Source organism: Loktanella sp. R86503 (assembly GCF_042466455.1).
Taxonomy (GTDB): domain Bacteria; phylum Pseudomonadota; class Alphaproteobacteria; order Rhodobacterales; family Rhodobacteraceae; genus Loktanella.
On record NZ_JAXHCI010000002.1, the window covers coordinates 1,946,432 to 1,964,078 of the forward strand.

General features: G+C 60.8%; 11 protein-coding genes. 5 read left to right on the forward strand and 6 right to left on the reverse strand.

Annotation, left to right across the window (positions count from 1 at the left end):
- Positions 1 to 12: 12 nt before the first annotated feature.
- Positions 13 to 1,665: an alpha-glucosidase gene (locus tag SJY10_RS10620; RefSeq protein ID WP_386682367.1), complete on the reverse strand. Its 1,653-nt coding sequence runs from the start codon at positions 1,663 to 1,665 to the stop codon at positions 13 to 15.
- A 128-nt stretch (positions 1,666 to 1,793) separates the two neighbouring features.
- Between SJY10_RS10620 and SJY10_RS10625 the strand changes: the two genes are divergently transcribed.
- Positions 1,794 to 3,125, forward strand: coding sequence for a GH1 family beta-glucosidase (locus SJY10_RS10625; RefSeq protein ID WP_386682369.1), 1,332 nt, complete (start codon positions 1,794 to 1,796; stop codon positions 3,123 to 3,125).
- A complete protein-coding gene (locus SJY10_RS10630) occupies positions 3,122 to 4,105 on the forward strand; it encodes a glucokinase (protein WP_386682371.1) in 984 nt (327 codons plus the stop codon). Before SJY10_RS10625 ends, SJY10_RS10630 begins: the two co-directional genes overlap by 4 nt.
- Before the next feature lie 113 nt (positions 4,106 to 4,218).
- Here SJY10_RS10630 and SJY10_RS10635 read toward each other — a convergent pair whose 3' ends face one another.
- The 3 genes from SJY10_RS10635 to guaB form a co-directional block, all read right to left on the reverse strand.
- Positions 4,219 to 6,564: an ATP-binding protein gene (locus tag SJY10_RS10635; protein WP_386682373.1), complete on the reverse strand. Its 2,346-nt coding sequence runs from the start codon at positions 6,562 to 6,564 to the stop codon at positions 4,219 to 4,221.
- Positions 6,565 to 6,649: 85 nt separating this feature from the next.
- Entirely contained in the window at positions 6,650 to 7,816 is a 1,167-nt protein-coding gene (locus SJY10_RS10640; protein ID WP_386682375.1) for an RsmB/NOP family class I SAM-dependent RNA methyltransferase, read from the reverse strand.
- Positions 7,817 to 7,858: 42 nt separating this feature from the next.
- Entirely contained in the window at positions 7,859 to 9,310 is a 1,452-nt protein-coding gene (gene guaB / locus SJY10_RS10645) for an IMP dehydrogenase (RefSeq protein WP_386684627.1), read from the reverse strand.
- 176 nt (positions 9,311 to 9,486) lie between these two features.
- Here guaB and SJY10_RS10650 point away from each other — a divergent pair, with 176 nt between their 5' ends.
- The 3 genes from SJY10_RS10650 (at position 9,487) to SJY10_RS10660 (ending at position 12,979) form a co-directional block, all read left to right on the forward strand.
- Positions 9,487 to 10,173: a hypothetical protein gene (locus tag SJY10_RS10650; protein WP_386682377.1), complete on the forward strand. Its 687-nt coding sequence runs from the start codon at positions 9,487 to 9,489 to the stop codon at positions 10,171 to 10,173.
- An 88-nt stretch (positions 10,174 to 10,261) separates the two neighbouring features.
- Positions 10,262 to 12,307: an ASKHA domain-containing protein gene (locus SJY10_RS10655; RefSeq protein ID WP_386682379.1), complete on the forward strand. Its 2,046-nt coding sequence runs from the start codon at positions 10,262 to 10,264 to the stop codon at positions 12,305 to 12,307.
- 216 nt (positions 12,308 to 12,523) lie between these two features.
- Positions 12,524 to 12,979: a hypothetical protein gene (locus tag SJY10_RS10660; protein WP_386682381.1), complete on the forward strand. Its 456-nt coding sequence runs from the start codon at positions 12,524 to 12,526 to the stop codon at positions 12,977 to 12,979.
- A gap of 1 nt (position 12,980) precedes the next feature.
- On the opposite strand, the gene SJY10_RS10665 is transcribed toward SJY10_RS10660, so the two are convergent.
- Both SJY10_RS10665 and SJY10_RS10670 read right to left on the reverse strand, forming a co-directional pair.
- Positions 12,981 to 13,292, reverse strand: a complete 312-nt coding sequence (locus SJY10_RS10665) for a hypothetical protein (protein WP_386682383.1) — start codon at positions 13,290 to 13,292, stop codon at positions 12,981 to 12,983.
- Between the two features lie 385 nt (positions 13,293 to 13,677).
- Positions 13,678 to 17,328 carry a vitamin B12-dependent ribonucleotide reductase gene (locus tag SJY10_RS10670; RefSeq protein ID WP_386682385.1) on the reverse strand — a complete coding sequence of 1,217 codons (3,651 nt, stop codon included), beginning with the start codon at positions 17,326 to 17,328 and terminating at the stop codon, positions 13,678 to 13,680.
- Positions 17,329 to 17,647: the final 319 nt, after the last annotated feature.

Genomic DNA, 17,647 nt, shown 5'->3' on the forward strand with positions numbered 1-17,647 from the left:
ACGAAAAATTGGCTAGCGCGCATCTGTGCGGTCCAGCGCCATACAGGCCTGCCACGGGCCAAGATAAAGCCAGCCATCCTCGTTGATCGTCGCGCTGCCCAGCTCTTGCCCGACCGACCGCCAATCGCCGTCCGGCATGTGAAAACTGCTGGGACTGTCAGACACGTTAAAGACGCAAAACAGCTTCTGCCCCTCTGTTTCGCGTGTGAAATAGATGACATCGCCATCCGCTTTCAGCCCGTCATGACTGCCGATCCGCAGGGCGGGATGATTGTGGCGAAACGCGATAGCCTTGCGATAGTGGTGCAGGATCGCGCTTGGATCATGTTCCTGCCGGGACACGGCCAGATCGCGGTGCGCCTCTGCGATAGGAAGCCAAGTGCGCGGCGCGTTGGAAAAGCCGGCGTTTTGCGCCTCCGCCTCCCAGACCATCGGCGTGCGGCAGCCGTCTCGGCCTTTGAACTCCGGCCAGAATTCGATGCCATAGGGGTCCTGCAGATCCTCGAACCGCACCTCTGCCTCCGGCAGGCCCAGCTCTTCGCCTTGATAGATGCACACAGATCCGCGCAGCGCCATGATTAGCGTGATGAACATCCGCTGCGCCCCGGTGGATAGCTGCCAGCGGCTGACGTGGCGCACCACGTCATGATTGGAAAACGCCCAGCAGGCCCAGCCATCGGCGGCGACACGGTCCACATCCTCCATCACCTCGACGATGCGGGTGGCGGTGGGCTGGGTGTTTGCCAGAAATTCGAAGGCATAGCACATATGCATCAGGTCATCGCCGCGCGTATATTCGCCCAGGATTTCAAGCCCGCGCTGCGCATCGCCGACCTCGCCCACGGCGGCGGCTCCATAGGGTTTCATCTCGGCCCGCAACCTGCGCAGGAAATCAAGGTTTTCTGGCCGGTTCTTGTCATAGATATGGAGCTGGTGGTTATAGGGGTTCACCGCAGGCGCAATATTCGCGTTGCGCTGATCCTTGGGCAGCGGTGGGTTGTCCCGCAGTTCAGCATCGCAGGTGTAAAAGTTGATCGTATCCAGCCGGAATCCGTCAACGCCCCGGTGCAACCAGAACTGCGCAACCTCCAGCAAGGCATCCTGCACGGCCGGGCAATGAAAGTTCAGGTCCGGCTGGCTGGTCAGAAAGTTGTGCTGGTAATACTGCTCGCGCCGCGGCGACCACTGCCAGCCGCTGCCGCCAAAGATCGACAGCCAGTTATTCGGCGGCGTGCCGTCCGGCTTGGGATCGGCCCAGACATACCAGTCCGCCTTGTCGTTGGTGCGGTCCTGCACACTTTGCTGAAACCAGGGGTGCTGGTCGCTGGTATGGCTCAGCACCAGATCGATCAGCACGCGAATACCGAACCGGTGCGCTGTATCGATGACCGCATCGAAATCGGCCAGCGTGCCGAACATCGGATCGACGTCGCAATAATCGCTGACATCATAACCAAAATCCTTCATCGGAGATGTGAAGAACGGCGAAATCCAGATCGCGTCCACGCCAAGCGACGCAATATAAGGAATGCGCCCCACAATCCCCAGCAGATCGCCGATCCCGTCGCCGTTGCTGTCCTGATAACTGCGCGGATAAATCTGATAGATCACGGCCCCCCGCCACCAGTCGGGGTTTGCCACATTGTCGATCTTATGCGCGCTCATCAGCATCATCCTTGCCTTGCTTTGTCTTTTGCTAACAACGCGCCTCTTTAAACGCAACGGGCCAGGCGCCCCGCCCTTGTCATTCGCAATGGCCTGCGTAAAAGTTATCGCTAACAGAAGGAGCCGCCATGAAACTGTCCCGGTCCGATTTCCCCGCAGATTTCCTGTTCGGGGCCGCAACCGCTGCCTACCAGATTGAAGGGTCGTCGTTCGGCGGCGCAGGCCCGACCCATTGGGATACCTTTGCCAAAGGTCCCGGCAATGTCGTGCGCGCCGAAGACGGCGCCATCGCCTGCGACCATTACCACCGTATGGACGCCGATCTGGACCTGCTCAAGGATGCAGGCATGGACGCTTACCGCTTTTCCACCAGCTGGGCGCGGGTCCTGCCCGAAGGGCGCGGCCAGGTGAATCAGGAAGGCCTCGATTTCTATGACCGCCTGGTCGATGGCTGCCTGGAACGCGGACTGAAGCCATTCCAGACGCTGTATCATTGGGAAATGCCGTCGGCACTGGCGGACCTTGGCGGTTGGACCAATCCAGATGTGGCCGACTGGATGGCCGACTACGCCGAGGTGATCACAAACCGCATTGGCGACCGGGTCCATTCCATCGCAACCATCAATGAAAGCTGGTGCGTCGCCTACCTGTCCCATTTTCTGGGCCACCACGCCCCCGGCCTGCGCGACATCCGCGCCGCCGCCCGTGCCATGCATCACGTCAATAAGGCGCATGGCCGCACCATGACCCGCCTGCGCGATCTGGGCATGAAAAATTGTGGCATCGTGCTAAACTTCGAAGCGACAGAAGCCGCAACAGACAGCGCCGCCGATGCCCGCGCCGCCGCCACGCAGGACGCCACCCACAATCGCTGGTTCATCGAGGCGATCACCAAAGGCACCTACCCTGCCGAAGCATTGGAAGGCTTCGCCCCCCACCTGCCGCAGGGCTGGCAGGACGACATGACCGAAATCAGCCAGCCGATCGATTTTCTGGGCGTGAACTATTACACTCGCGGCCTCGTCGCCGCTGACCCGGATGCGACCTGGCCTTCAACCAAACCCGTGACCGGCCCGCTGGACAAAACCCAGATGGAATGGGAAATTTACCCCGAGGGCCTTCAACGGACCCTGACCCGGATGGCCCGCGACTATATCGGCGATCTGCCGATGTTTGTGACCGAAAACGGCATGGCATGGCCGGACGAAGTCGGCGTCGATGACGATATACGCATCGATTTTATCGACCGTCACATGCAGGCCATGCAGGCCGCAATTGCGCAAGGTGCCAACCTGCAGGGCTTCTTTTATTGGTCGCTGCTCGACAATTACGAATGGGCCTTTGGCTATGAAAAGCGTTTTGGTCTGGTTCACGTCGACTTTGACACGCTGGACCGCACGCCCAAAGCCTCTTATCACGCGCTTAAGTCCGCCATTGCCCCGCGAAAGAACGCCGTATGACCCTGCCCGCTGCAAATTCCTATAATCTGGTCGCCGATATCGGTGGCACGAATACCCGGATCGCACTGGCCGAAGGCCGCACGGTCTTGGCCGATACGGTGCGCCGTTACCAGAACGCAGATTATCCTGGACTTGAAAGCGTGATCCGCCAGTACGAGGCGGACTCCGGCGGGCTTGATCCTTATGCCGCCTGCGTCGCGGTTGCGGGACCCGTGCGGGATGGTCAGGCGTCGATGACCAACCTCGACTGGGTGATCGACAAGGATACGCTGGCGCGCGCGACACGGTCGCATAGGGTTGCGATTTTGAACGATTTGCAGGCGCAGGGTCATGCACTGGGGTTTCTGGCCCCGCAAAATGTCCTTCCGATCCTGACCGGCCCCGAAGGCAATGAACACGCGGCCAAACTGGTCATCGGTGTGGGCACTGGATTTAATGCCGCCCCCGTGTTCGACACCGAACATGGCCGTCTGGTGACGCCATCCGAAAGCGGTCACGCCAATCTGCCTATCCGCACAGAACAAGAGCTGCGCCTGTGCCAATACGTTTCTAACGCGCATGGTTTCCCCGCGGTAGAGGATGTGCTGTCCGGTCGCGGGCTGGAACGCGTCTATGCCTTTCTGGGGCAAGAGGCGGGCGATCCGCGCGAGGAACGCGCGCATATGATTATGGCCGCCCTTGCCGACGGCCGCGATCCCCGCGCGGTCGAGGCAGCGCAGATCTTTACCCGTATCCTCGGCACGGTTGCGGGCAACCTGTCACTAATCCAGCTGCCCTTTGGCGGGGTCTACCTTGTCGGGGGCGTCGCCCGCGCCTTTGCCCCCTATCTGACGCAGTTCGGCTTTGGCGATGCGTTTCGCGACAAAGGCCGGTTTGCCGGTTTCATGGGCAACTTTGCGGTTTCAGTGATCGAGGATGATTACGCCGCCCTGACCGGTTCTGCCGCACATCTTGTATCGCTTGCCAAAGCAGAAAGCTGATCGCCGCCGGATCTGGCGGAATATCAGCCCCTTGTCTTAACCTCCTAAGGCAGGCGCACGGCAGGTTTGCATCAGGCCCGCGCGGGCTGCCTGATCCGTCATCCTTTCCGCAGCTAGGCCAGCTGCTCTTGAACCGTCGATGTCAACTCGTTTAGCGAAAACGGTTTTGGCAGGAACACCGCATCGGGAATGCGGGCGCTTTCGTCGGTAAAGGCATCTTCGGAATAGCCTGACACAAAGACCACCCTGGTCGACGGTCGTTCAATCAGCGCCTCTTTGACCCATGTTGGGCCGTCCTTGCCCGGCATGATCACATCAGTCACGAAAATATCGACCCGCAGTTCAGGATCGGCAAGCATTTCCAAGGCGGCTTCCGCACAATCCGCCTCTAGCACCGTGTAACCGCGCAGGCGCAGCGCACGCGAAGCAAAGGCGCGGACCGGTGCCTCATCCTCTACCAGCAGAACCACGCCGTCGCCTTGACGGACCACGGTCGCATGCTGGGGTGGCGGGATCAGGGATTTGTCGGCAACAGGCAGCGAATGGCTGGGGAACAACAGCTCAAACTCGGTGCCGACCCCGACTTCGGAATGGGCAAAAATGTAGCCGCCGGTCTGTTTTACAATGCCATAGACTGTCGACAGCCCAAGGCCGGTTCCCTCTCCCGGGCGCTTGGTGGTCCAGAACGGCTCGAAAATCTTGTCCAGCCGATCAGCGGGAATACCGCAGCCTTCGTCGATGACCCGCACACAGACATATTCGCCAGCAGGCACTGTCACCCGGTCGCGCACTAATGGCACGTCCAGCACGCGGTTGTTGGTCTTGATGCCGATTTCGCCGCCCTGCGGCATGGCATCACGGGCGTTCACCACAAGATTCATCATGACTTGTTCCAGCTGCCGCTTGTCCGCCTTGATCGCGGCCAGATCAGGGTCGTGATCCAGAACAAGTGTCACTTTTTCACCGACAAGCCGGTTCAGCAGATGGGTCAGATCGGATAGGGTATCGCGCAGGTCAATCCGTTCCGGTTGCAGGTTCTGTTTACGGGAAAACGCCAAAAGCTGCCCGACCAGACTGGCCGCACGGTTTGCGTTCTGATGGATCTGGATCAGATCGCCGTAATCATGATCGCCCTGGTCATGGCGCAGCAGCAACAGATCGCAGTGTCCCGAAATGGCGGTCAGCAGATTGTTAAAATCATGCGCAACGCCCCCTGCCAGCTGTCCGATGGCCTGCATTTTCTGGCTTTGTACGAATTGCGCTTCCAGTGTTTTCAGCTCTGTCACATCGTTCAGGACGGCAATCAGGTGCCGGCCTTCGGGGCCGTCGGCCGTATTCAGCGTGACCTGGACAAATGTTTCCTGATTGTCGCCGCGCCCGCGCAGGAACTGGCTGCCGTTGCCGCCGCCGCCCGTCAGCGATTCGCGGACCCAGTCCGCAACGGGCCGCCCCAATCCGTCCAGCACGTCCTGCACCCTCCGTTCCTGCGTCGTCGTCAGGTTCAACAGCGATCGCGCCTCGCGGTTTGATGCGGTGATGGTACCGTCCTTGGCGATTTTCAGCAGCGGGACCGGCAGATCTTCGATCGCGTTCCAGCCCGCAGCCAGCGCAGGGGGGTAGTCCTGTGCTGTGGCAGCTTTGCCGCCGGGCAACATATAGATTTCGCGCCGTCCAGCGGCCCCGTCGACTAGACCGACAAGCATCGTGACGATACCCGTCGCGCTACGAAAATCGCGAAGCTGGCCGCTGGCCAGCTGTTCGGGCCCGAAGATGTCGACCAGCGATTTTGGCCGATATCCCAGCAGCTTGCGGAACGGCTCGTTCAGATAAAGGATGGCATCGGTCGGCCCCGCCGTCAGCATCGGCAGGGTCAGGGCATCCGCTCCTCGCCCGCTGCTGCGGCTGGCTTTGCCCAGATCGTCAAGCCGCCAAAGCTGGCTGTCATCGCCCAGGTTCACCAGCGACAACCGGAATTGCCCAGTGCGCGTGATCACATCCTCACGCGCCGCGCCCGATGCGGTGGCGCGCTGTTGCAGGCGAAACAAAACTGCCTCCGGATTTGCTAGAAGCCGGCTGAACGCGGTCGCAAGGTGCCCGTCGGAAATATCACCAAAGCGTTCGACCGCCACCGGATTGGCGTAGATAATATCGCCGTCGGCATCTGTCAGATAGGCAACGTCAACCTCATGGCCAAGTAGGGCGATAATCGCCTCTTGCGAGGAAGCGGCCCCCGGCGCAGCAGTCCGGTGCCGCAGACGGGGCAGATAACCACGCGCACCGGTATATACCGCCGCTAGCAGACAGCCGGTTGCCGCAGAAAAGGTCAGGCCAAGCAAAAGGGGGTCCGTACTGAATAGCGCAATCAGCCCGAAGGCAGCCATGCCCAGCATGAAAAGCCAGAATATCGACGCCGGCGGCGCAACGGGCGCGGTGTTGCTGCCACGCAGGTTTTGCATCATATCGGCCAGCCCCTTTACACAGTCCGAACTGCTTAGACCGAAGCCGTCAATAATTGGTTAACGGCGCTTTCACCTCAACGTTGCATCAGTCCCGTTGCAAAACAACCATGTAAAATCCGTCATGCCCTTGGGTTGGATGCAGACGCAGGGGGGGACGCGCGTGCCAGTCAGGGTTGCGCGCGACAAAGGTTTCGACGACGGCGTCATTTTCGGCCTGCAAGACCGAACAGGTCGCATAGGCAAGCAGGCCGCCGGCGGCGCAAAGGGCGGCACCCTGCGCGATCACTTCAGCCTGTATCCCGTTCAATTCAGACAATCTTTCTGGTGTCAGCCGCCATTTGGCATCGGGCGTGCGCCGCCAGGTGCCACTGCCGGAACAAGGCGCATCGACAAGCACCAGGTCGAAAGGGGCTGCCCCTTGCAGCGCTTGCGAGGTCACCATCTTGATCTGCACACCGGCGCGGGCTGCGCGGGGGGCGATATCGGTCATGCGGCGCGGGTCAATGTCATGGGCAAAGACCGGCGTCTGCATCCGGTCCGCCATCGCCAGCGTCTTGCCGCCGCCGCCAGCACACAGGTCAAGCACGCGCTGGCCGGGCGACAGCGGCAGCGCCGCCATCGCGATCTGAGAGGCGGCATCCTGCACCTCTATCACGCCATCGGCAAAGGGTTTGGACCCTGCCACACGGCGCGGATTGTCCTGCACGATCAGGCCGGTATCCACATCCGGATGAGGCAAGCTCGCGATGCCTTCGGCTTGCAGACGGTCCTGCGCCGCCTGCCGCGTGGCGCGCGACAGGTTCACCCGCAAATGCAGCCCGGCCCGTTGTTGCTGCGTCACCGCGCAGGCCATCGCCTGATCGCCAAGGGAAGCCTGCCAGATCGGCCAGAGCCAGTCGGGCAAATCCGCAGCCTGCGCGGGTGACGGATCGATCGCCGGCACCTGCGCCTCTTGCGGCGTCAGCGCAGTGGGGGCATGGCCGCCTGCACCAAAAACCGTATCAACCGGGATACCATCCCGGCGCAGCAGTCCAAGGACCAGCGCACGGCCGTCGTCGCCACCGCCAGCAACCGCCAGGGATCGCCGCGCGCGCAGAACGTCATAGACGTGATCGCGAATGGCGGCCCGGTCGCCCGATCCGGCAAAACGGTTCGAACGGGCCCAGTTGGTCAAGGCTCGCTCTGCCGGCTCGCCCGCCAGGACAATATCCAAAATGGCAATCGCAGAGGCATAGCGCGCGGCGGGCGTCATAAGTCACACATCACTTTAACGACACCGCGCAACACATTGATATCATGACCCAACGCGGTAGTTTGGCGATTCCCGCGTGATCTGCACGTCATGCACATGGCTTTCTCGCAGACCCGCGCCAGTAATCTTGACGAAGGTGCAGTTCTTGCGCATTTCGGCCACGGTTGCGTTGCCGGTATAACCCATCGCAGCCCGCAGACCGCCGACAAGCTGGTGCACGACGGCGCCGGCACTACCCTTGTAAGGCACCTGACCTTCGATCCCTTCGGGAACCAGCTTGTCGCTGGCCGCGTCTTTTTGGAAATAGCGGTCGGCAGAGCCCCGCGCCATGGCGCCAAGGCTGCCCATGCCGCGATAGGATTTGAACGAGCGGCCTTGATACAAGATCACCTCGCCCGGGGATTCGTCTGTGCCAGCAATCATGGACCCGACCATCGCGCAGGACGCGCCCGCTGCAATCGCCTTGGCGAAATCGCCAGAGAATTTGATGCCGCCATCCGCGATCACAGGCACATCGCCTGCCGCCTGCGCGCAGTCCATCACAGCCGTCAGCTGGGGCACGCCCACGCCCGCAACCATGCGCGTGGTGCAGATCGAACCGGGGCCGATGCCGACCTTGACCGCATCGGCACCTGCGCCGATCAGCGCCTTGGTCGCCTCGCCGGTCGCCACATTGCCCGCGACAACCTGAACGGCGCTGGAAAACGCCTTAATCCGTTCAACTGCGCGCGCCACACCTTCGGAGTGGCCATGCGCGGTATCAACGACGATCAGATCGACGCCCGCTTCGATCAGCGCCTGCGAGCGGTCAAAGCCCGCATCGCCAACGCCCGTCGCCGCGCCCACGCGCAGGCGGCCCAGGTGATCCTTGCAGGCCATCGGGTTCAGCACAGCTTGTTCGCTGTCCTTTAGCGTCAGCAGGCCGGTCAGCTTGCCAGCACCGTCGGTGATCAGCAGCTTTTCGATCCGGCGGGCCTGCATCAGGCTGCGTGCCTCGTCCAGATCGGCCGGTTCGCGCAGCATGGCCAGGTTTTCGGATGTCATCATGACGCTAACGGGGGTGTTGTCATCGGCGGCAAAACGCATGTCGCGATTGGTGACGATGCCGACCACAAGGCCCTTGTCGTTCACGACCGGAAAGCCGGTCACGCGGTAGCGTTCCATCAACACGCGGGCATCGGCCAGCGTCTGGTCGGGCGTCAAGGTGACCGGGTTATAGACGGTGCCAGAGATAAAGCGTTTGACGTGCCGGATCTCTTTCGCTTGCGCATCCACATCAAGGTTTTTGTGCACGATGCCCATGCCGCCCGCCTGCGCCATGGCGATGGCCATGCGGCCTTCGGTCACCGTATCCATCGCGCTGGACAGCAGCGGGATGTTCATGGCGATGCTTTGCGTCACGAATGTACGGGTGTCTGCCGTGCTGGGCAGGACGGCGGATGCTGCGGGAACAAGCAGAACGTCGTCGAAGGTCAATGCCTCGCGAATCTCCATCACGGTCTCTCCTGATGTGGTCACTTGGCACTGCGCTATTGCACGGAATGGCGCAGGGCAAAAGGCCGAAATGGGCCTGCTTTGCGCAAATGGCGGGCAGTGAATGGGTCAAAGCCCTACGCGACTCAATCCGCACCACGCTTGCGCCGCTCGGCAGAACACCTCAGAAGGCGGGAATGGAACACCGCGATCCTCTTGACCCGCCGCCGCTGCGCCGTTCTGTGCCGCGGCTGATCCTGCGCCTTGCGATTATCGCAGCGCTGGTCTGGGGCGGCTTGTCCCTGTTCAACTGGCTGCAAGCCCATATCGCTGATCTAGAGGACGCCGCCCGCGCCCGTGCGCTGACCATGCTCGTGATCGTGTCGGTCATCGCCTATGCGGTAATTATCGCCATCCCTTTTGTGCCCGCTATCGAAATTGCCATTGCCCTGATGGTGATGGAAGGGCCGATCATCGCGCCCTTTGTCTGGATTGCGACCGTGCTGGGCCTGCTGATTGCCTATATAGTCGGGTCCTGGGTATCGCTGGACTGGCTGCACGGGTTCTTTCGCGACCTGCACCTGCGCCGCGCCTGCGAAATGGTGTCGCGCATCAAGACCGAGCCGCCAGAGCAACGCCTTGCCGCCTTGTCGGCCCGCCTGCCCCGCTGGCTGGCCCCGCTGGCCACGCGGTTCCGCTATGGCATGGTGGCGGTGCTGCTAAATATTCCCGGCAACGTGGCGCTTGGCGGCGGCGGCGGCATCCTGATGATGGCAGGGATCAGCCGGCTGTTCACGCCGCTGTGGACCGTTCTGACGATCGCCATCGCGACAGCGCCGGTCCCGCTTGCGGTGTGGCTGATGGGCGCCGACATCCTGAAGTGACGCCCTGCCGCACCCGGATGCCGCATCCGCCCTTTCCCGCCCCCGCAAAATCGCTAGGTTGCGCGTGAACCGACCAAAGGCTGCCCTCATGACCGACCCTCTTGTGATCTTTACCCCGTCCGGCAAGCGCGGACATTTCCCCGTCGGTACACCGATCCTGACGGCAGCGCGGCAGCTTGGGGTCGATCTGGACAGCGTATGCGGCGGCCGCGGCATCTGTTCGAAATGCCAGATTTCGCCGTCTTATGGCGAATTTTCGAAACATGGCGTTACGGTGCGTGATGATGCGCTTAGCCCGTGGAACACTGTCGAACAACGCTATGATGATATTCGCGGCCTGCCAAAGGGACGGCGGTTGGGCTGTCAGGCCACCGTTCAGGGCGATATCGTCGTTGATGTGCCGCCCGAAAGCCAGGTGCATCGCCAGGTCGTGCGCAAGGCTGCCGCCGTGCGCGATATCATCATGGACCCGGCGACCAAAATGTATTTCGTCACCGTTGTCGAACCGGACATGCACGAACCATCCGGCGATCTGGAACGTCTGGCGCAGGCGCTAAGGGATCAATGGCAGATCGACGACTTGCATGCGCCGCTGCCGGTGCTGCGCAAGCTGCAAAAGGCGCTACGCAAAGGCAATTGGGAGGTGACGGTCGCCCTGCACCGCGGATCACTTGATGATCGCCACCAGTTGATCGACATCTGGCCAGGCTTTCATGAAGGGCGGGTTTACGGCCTTGCCATCGACCTTGGGTCCACCACCATCGCCGCGCATCTGTGCGATTTGCGCAATGGCCTTGTGCTGGCCTCTGCCGGTGTGATGAACCCGCAGATCCGCTTTGGCGAGGATCTGATGAGCCGCGTCAGCTATGCCATGATGAACCCCGGCGGCGAGGTCGAGATGACCGCCGCCGTGCGCGAGGCGATCAATGCGCTGACGGTTCAGATTGCCGCAGAGGCAGAGATCGCGGCCGACCAGATTCTGGAAGCCGTCTTTGTCTGCAATCCAGTCATGCACCATTTGCTGCTGGGCATCGACCCGGTCGAACTGGGCCAGGCCCCCTTTGCGCTGGCTACATCGGATGCGATGGCCCTGCCTGCCCGTGATATGGACCTGACGGCGATGAATGACGCGGCGCAGGTCTTTATCCTGCCGTGCATCGCAGGCCACGTCGGTGCCGATGCCGCGGCTGTGGCCCTGTCAGAAGAGCCGGGCAAGTCTGACGACCTTGTGCTGATCGTCGATGTGGGCACGAACGCGGAAATCCTGCTGGGTAACAAGACCCGCGTGTTGGCGTGTTCGTCCCCCACCGGCCCCGCGTTTGAAGGCGCGCAGATCAGCTCCGGCCAACGCGCCGCCCCCGGCGCGATTGAGCGGGTCGAGATTGACGCTGCCACCAAAGAGCCCCGCTTCAAGATTATCGGCAGCGATCTGTGGTCAACGGATGCAGATTTCGGCACGCCCCAGATCACGGGCATCTGTGGGTCCGGCATTATCGAGGCTGTGGCAGAGATGCGCATTGCCGGTATTCTGGATGACAAGGGCCTGATCGGCTCTGCGGATCAGACCGGCACGCCGCGCTGTATCGAAACGGGGCGTACCCATGCCTATGTGCTGCATGACGGAACGCAAGCTGGTGGCCCGCTGATCACCGTCACCCAAGGCGACATTCGCGCGATCCAGCTGGCAAAATCGGCGCTATATGCCGGGGCGCGGCTGTTGATGGACGAAATGGGTGTGGACCATGTGGACCGGATCACGCTGGCCGGTGCCTTTGGTGCGCATATCAGCCCCAAGCACGCGATGGTGCTGGGGATGATACCGGATGCGCCGCTGGACAAAGTCACATCCGCCGGCAACGCCGCAGGCACCGGCGCGCGGATCGCGCTTTGCTCTGTCGCGGCGCGGCGCGATATTGCGCAGATCGTGCGGCAGATCACCAAGGTTGAAACGGCGATTGCGCCAAAGTTTCAGGAACACTTTGTCAATGCCAACGCGATCCCCCATGCCACCGACGGCTTTCCCCATCTGATGGGCGTCGTCACCCTGCCCGAGGTCAGCTTTAACCTTGGCGGTGGTGGATCGGTGGATGCGGACGGCAAGCGGCGCCGCCGCGCCCGCCCGCCGCGCGCGTGACGGCTTGCGATAGCCCAAGCTGTAGCCAGGGCCGATTGGCGGATATAAAATAACGAAAATACAAGGTATTGCCGCGTCGAAAATCTGGATAATTAAGCAGGCGCAAAGCGTTACCCGTCATTCAGATTTCAGTAAAAACTGTTGTAAAACCGCGCTTTAGCAGTGCCTTAAGCCGCATCGCCGCTTCTGATCCTACCAAAGATCAGGAGCCACGCCATGACAGCCCTTGCCCCCACCCTGCGCCGCCTAAGCTTTGTCATCGGGCTGTTGTTGGCGGGTGCGCCGCAGATTGCCGCACAGGCGCAACAGCCGCTTGTCATCGGCAACGACCGCGGCGGGCTGGTCGGGAAAAAGGCGGCCGAGATCGAACAGATCAAACGTATCGGCCGCCGCGTCGAAATTCGCGGCGCGATCTGTTATTCGTCCTGCACGATGTATCTAGGGGCTGCCGATGTCTGTATCAGTCCGCAGACGACCTTTGGCTTTCACGGCCCCAGCAAAGGCGGAACGCCGCTGCCCGCCGACCAGTTCGAACGGTGGTCGCGGCTGATGGCGTCATATTATAACGCGCCCCTGCAGCACTGGTTCTTGCAGCAGGGACGCTATGTCATCACCGATATCTATCGCATGTCCGGTGCCCAGTTGATCAGACTGGGCTACCAAACCTGCTAGTTCAGTTCGTCCCCGTTGTGCTGCCGGTCGAATTGCCAGCCCCGTTGTCACCGGCCACCCCGACGATAAAGGCAAGTGCAGGAAACAGCGCGGGGGCGAATCCGCCGATCAGGGGGACAAAGCCGGTCACGGCTTCCTCTTCTGTCAGGCACATGGCTGTAATTTCACCCGCAGCGGAATAACTGGCCGACGCGACCCCAAAAGGGCAAATTCCCACGGCCGTCGCCTTTGCAAAAGCATCGTCATCGGTTTGGGCGGCAGCCGAGATCGGCAATAGAGCCGCAGCAAAGGCGGCAAGGCAGGTCTGTTTCACGCAAAGTTTCCTTTTCCAGCAAAGATATCCCGACACGGTAAACGCTGGAGCCGCAGGGCAATGTCATGCCACCGGTGGACAGCCCAGATGCCGTGCCTGCGATCCTGCACGGCAAAGATTACGAAGGCCCTAATGCGCATGCGCTGTCCGCGAAATTCCACGCCTCGCGGTGCCGCGCCAGATGGGCAAAATCTGCGTGACGCAGTGCCGCTTCATGACAGCCGGAGCAGACGGGCCGCTACCGCGTTCCGACTGCGGATTGAAAAACCGCTCGTTGAAAACGGAAAAAAACCCGACACGCCAAAGCATGCCGGGGTTACTCGTTGCAGTTCGTACCTGTCAAAGGGCAGCACCCCGCCCGGGGTGGCCCGCCCTGAACAGCGGGTCAGCTACAGCCGCTTGTTCCGCCGCACGTGTTGCATTTCATGCAGGTCCCGTTGCGAACCAAGGTGTAGTTCTGACATTCGCCGCAAGGGTCACCTTCATAGCCTTGCATCTTTGCCTTGTCGCGCAGGGTCAGGCTGCCGCTGGTCGTCATCGTCCCCGTCGCGATAGCAGTCGATGACTGACTGACAGACACCGTGGCCGCACCCTGCCCCGCGTCAGAGGTGACGGTCAGTCCGGACATACCGCCCTGCAACACCACCAGATCCTGCGGCATCCGCTTGCGCAGATATCCAGTCGAACTGATCTGCCGCAAAACTTCCAGCGAACGGCTGGCGGCTGCTTCTGACGGAGTTGCGACATTTGTCACCCCCTCTTCAACGCCGCGGCCGATATCATCAAAGGCTGCGCCTTCGGGCTTTACATGCGCCAGATCGGTGCGATCCAGATAGCTGACCGCCAGTTCGCGGAAGATATAATCCAGAATAGAGGTCGCGTTCTTAATGCTGTCGTTACCCTGCACACCGCCGGCAGGCTCGAACTTGGTAAAGGTAAAGGCGTCGACAAACTCTTCCAGCGGGACGCCGTATTGCAGGCCGACGGAAACCGCGATGGCAAAATTGTTCATCATGGCGCGGAAGCCTGCGCCCTCTTTATGCATGTCGATAAAGATTTCGCCCAGCTTGCCGTCCTGATATTCCCCCGTGCGCAGATAAACCTTGTGACCGCCGACAATGGCCTTTTGCGTATAGCCCTTGCGCCGCTCTGGCAGTTTATCGCGCGAAGACTTTGCGATTTCCTTAATGACGATCTTTTCTACAATCTTTTCGGCCAGCACCGCTGCCTTTTCGTGGTTCGATCCGGTGGTCAGGATCTCTGCCGCCTCGTCGTCATCCTCGACCAGGGCCGACGCCAAAGGCTGCGACAGCTTTGATCCGTCGCGGTACAGCGCGTTGGCCTTGATCCCCAGCGACCATGACAGCTCGTAAGCTTTCTGGCAGTCTTCGATCGTTGCATCGTTGGGCATGTTGATCGTTTTGGAAATCGCGCCGGAAATAAAGGACTGCGCCGCGGCCATCATGTGGATATGGCTGTCAACCGACAGATAACGCTTGCCAATTTTTCCGCAGGGGTTCGCGCAGTCAAAGATGTTGTAATGCTCTGGCTTCAGGAACGGCGCGCCTTCCAACGTCATGGTCCCGCAAACATGGGCGTTGGCGGCATCGATCTCTGCCTTGGAATACCCAAGGTGGCGCAGCAGATCGAACGATGGATCATTCAGCTTTTCCGCGGGAATACCCAGTGTTTTCGCGCAGAAATCCTCGCCCAAGGTCCACTGGTTGAACACAAAGCGAATGTCGAACGCGGCCTTCAGCGCGCCTTCGATCTTGTCGATTTCGGTTTTGCCAAAACCGTGACCAATCAATGAGGTATGGTTAATCGCCGGGGCCTGCCCCATGCTGCCGTGCCCCACGGCATAGGCGATGATCTCTTCAATCTGGGCAGAGCCATAGCCCAGCTTTGTCAGCGCGGCAGGAACGGACTGATTGATAATCTTAAAATAGCCGCCGCCGGCAAGTTTCTTGAATTTGACCAGTGCAAAGTCCGGCTCGATCCCCGTGGTATCGCAGTCCATGACCAAACCGATGGTGCCGGTGGGTGCAATGACGGACACTTGCGCGTTGCGAAACCCGTGCTGTTCGCCCAGCTGCAGCGCCTCGTCCCAAGCGCCGGTCGCCATGGCGATCAGACGCTGGTCGGGGCATCCGGCCTGATCCAGCGGCACAGGCTTGATGTCCAACGCCTCGTAACCGTCCGATTTACCCTGCGCGGCATTGCGGTGGTTGCGGATGACGCGCAGCATGTGGTCCGCATTGCGCGCATAACCCGGAAAGGCACCCAGCTCGCCTGCCATCTCGGCCGAGGTCGCATAGGCGACGCCCGACAGAATCGCCGTCAGCGCAGCGCCCATCGCACGGCCTTCGCGGCTGTCATAGCCAAGGCCCATGTTCATCAACAGACCGCCGATATTGGCATAGCCCAGTCCCAGCGTGCGGAAGTCATAGGAACGCTGCGCGATTTCCTTGGACGGGAACTGCGCCATCATCACGCTGATTTCCAGCGTTATGGTCCACAAACGGCAGGCGTGGATGTAATCCTCTGCCTGAAACTGGCCGTCTTTGTAAAAGGTCAGCAGGTTGAGAGAGGCCAGATTGCAGGCGGTATCGTCAAGGAACATGTATTCCGAACAGGGGTTCGATCCGCGAATGGCACCGTCTTCGGGGCAAGTATGCCAGGCGTTGACCGTGTCGTGATATTGGATCCCCGGATCGGCGCAGGCCCATGCGGCATGGCCGACCTGATCCCACAAATCGCGGGCCTTGATAATCTTGGCAACCTCGCCGTTGCGGCGGTTGATCAGCTTCCAGTCAGCGTCAGCCTCGACTGCCTTCAGGAAGGCATCCGTCACGCGGATGGAATTGTTGGAGTTTTGACCGGACACGCTGGAATAGGCTTCGGAATCCCAATCTGTGTCATAGGTCGGAAATTCGATCCCGGTGTGACCCTGCTTGGCGTAATCTAGCACACGTTTGATGTAAGTCTCTGGAATGGCGGACCGTTTCGCATCCTTGACTGCCGTGGCAAGGCCGACGTTCGCCTTGGGATCATAGGCGTCATCGGCGCTGCCGTCCCAGGCCTTGATGGCCGCGAAAATGGCGTTCAGATAGCGTTCATGCATCTTCGATCCGGCGACGATGCTGGCGACCTTCTGCTCTTCGATGACCTTCCAGTTGATGAATTGCTCGATGTCGGGGTGGTCGGCGTCGACGATGACCATCTTGGCCGCACGGCGCGTGGTGCCGCCTGACTTGATCGCACCCGCGGCACGGTCACCGATCTTCAGGAATCCCATCAGACCAGAGGATTTACCGCCACCCGACAGCGCCTCTCCCTCGCCGCGCAAGGAAGAAAAGTTGGTGCCCGTGCCAGAGCCGTATTTGAAAAGCCGTGCCTCGCGGACCCACAGGTCCATGATGCCACCTTCGTTAACCAGATCGTCACCAACAGACTGGATAAAGCAGGCATGTGGCTGCGGATATTCATAGCTGCTGGCGGATTTCGTCAGCTTTTGCGTCTGATAATCGACGTAATAATGGCCCTGCGCGGGGCCATCGATTCCATAGGCCCAGTGCAGGCCGGTGTTGAACCACTGCGGACTGTTCGGTGCGGCACGCTGGGTGGCCAGCATGTGGCGCATTTCGTCGAAATAGGCCCGCGCGTCGGCTTCTTTGGTGAAATAGCCGCCCTTCCAACCCCAATAGGTCCAGGCCCCTGCCAGACGGTCAAATACCTGCTTGGCGCTCGTCTCTCCGCCGAATGTCGCGCCTTCGGCCGGTTCCGACCGCCATAGAAATGATGGCACGCCCTTTTCCTTGATCCGCACTACGGCAGAGGGAACGCCCGCCTTGCGAAAGTATTTCTGCGCAATCACATCGGACGCGACCTGGCTCCATGCTGCCGGAATATCGCAGTTTTCCAGTTTGAAAACGACCGTCCCGTCAGGATTGCGAATCTCTGATGTGGCGCTGCGGAATGCGATGTCGGCATAGGCGTCATCGCCCTTGCGCGTAAACGTGCGATCAATCTTCATGTCTATCCCTTCCGGTCACCGTCTTTGCGGCGCTGAATGTCCCTGCCGCCCCGCCCTGCGGGGACTGCCTAGCGTGCCGTGAAAGGGCGGGCATGGCCTCGCGCGTTCAAATACCCTGCGCTTGGCCCCATGCGATGTGTAAACCCCTTCGCCACCACATATAGTGGTAATTGGCTCGGCCCGCACAAACTGACGTATGCGGACCAAGGGGGTCAACGGCTTTATTCACAAATTATTGGGATTTTTCGGTTGACCATTCGGGCCAGATCTTGCCGCGGCGGCGGTGGCCGCATGTGTCCACAGACCCATCCACAGGACC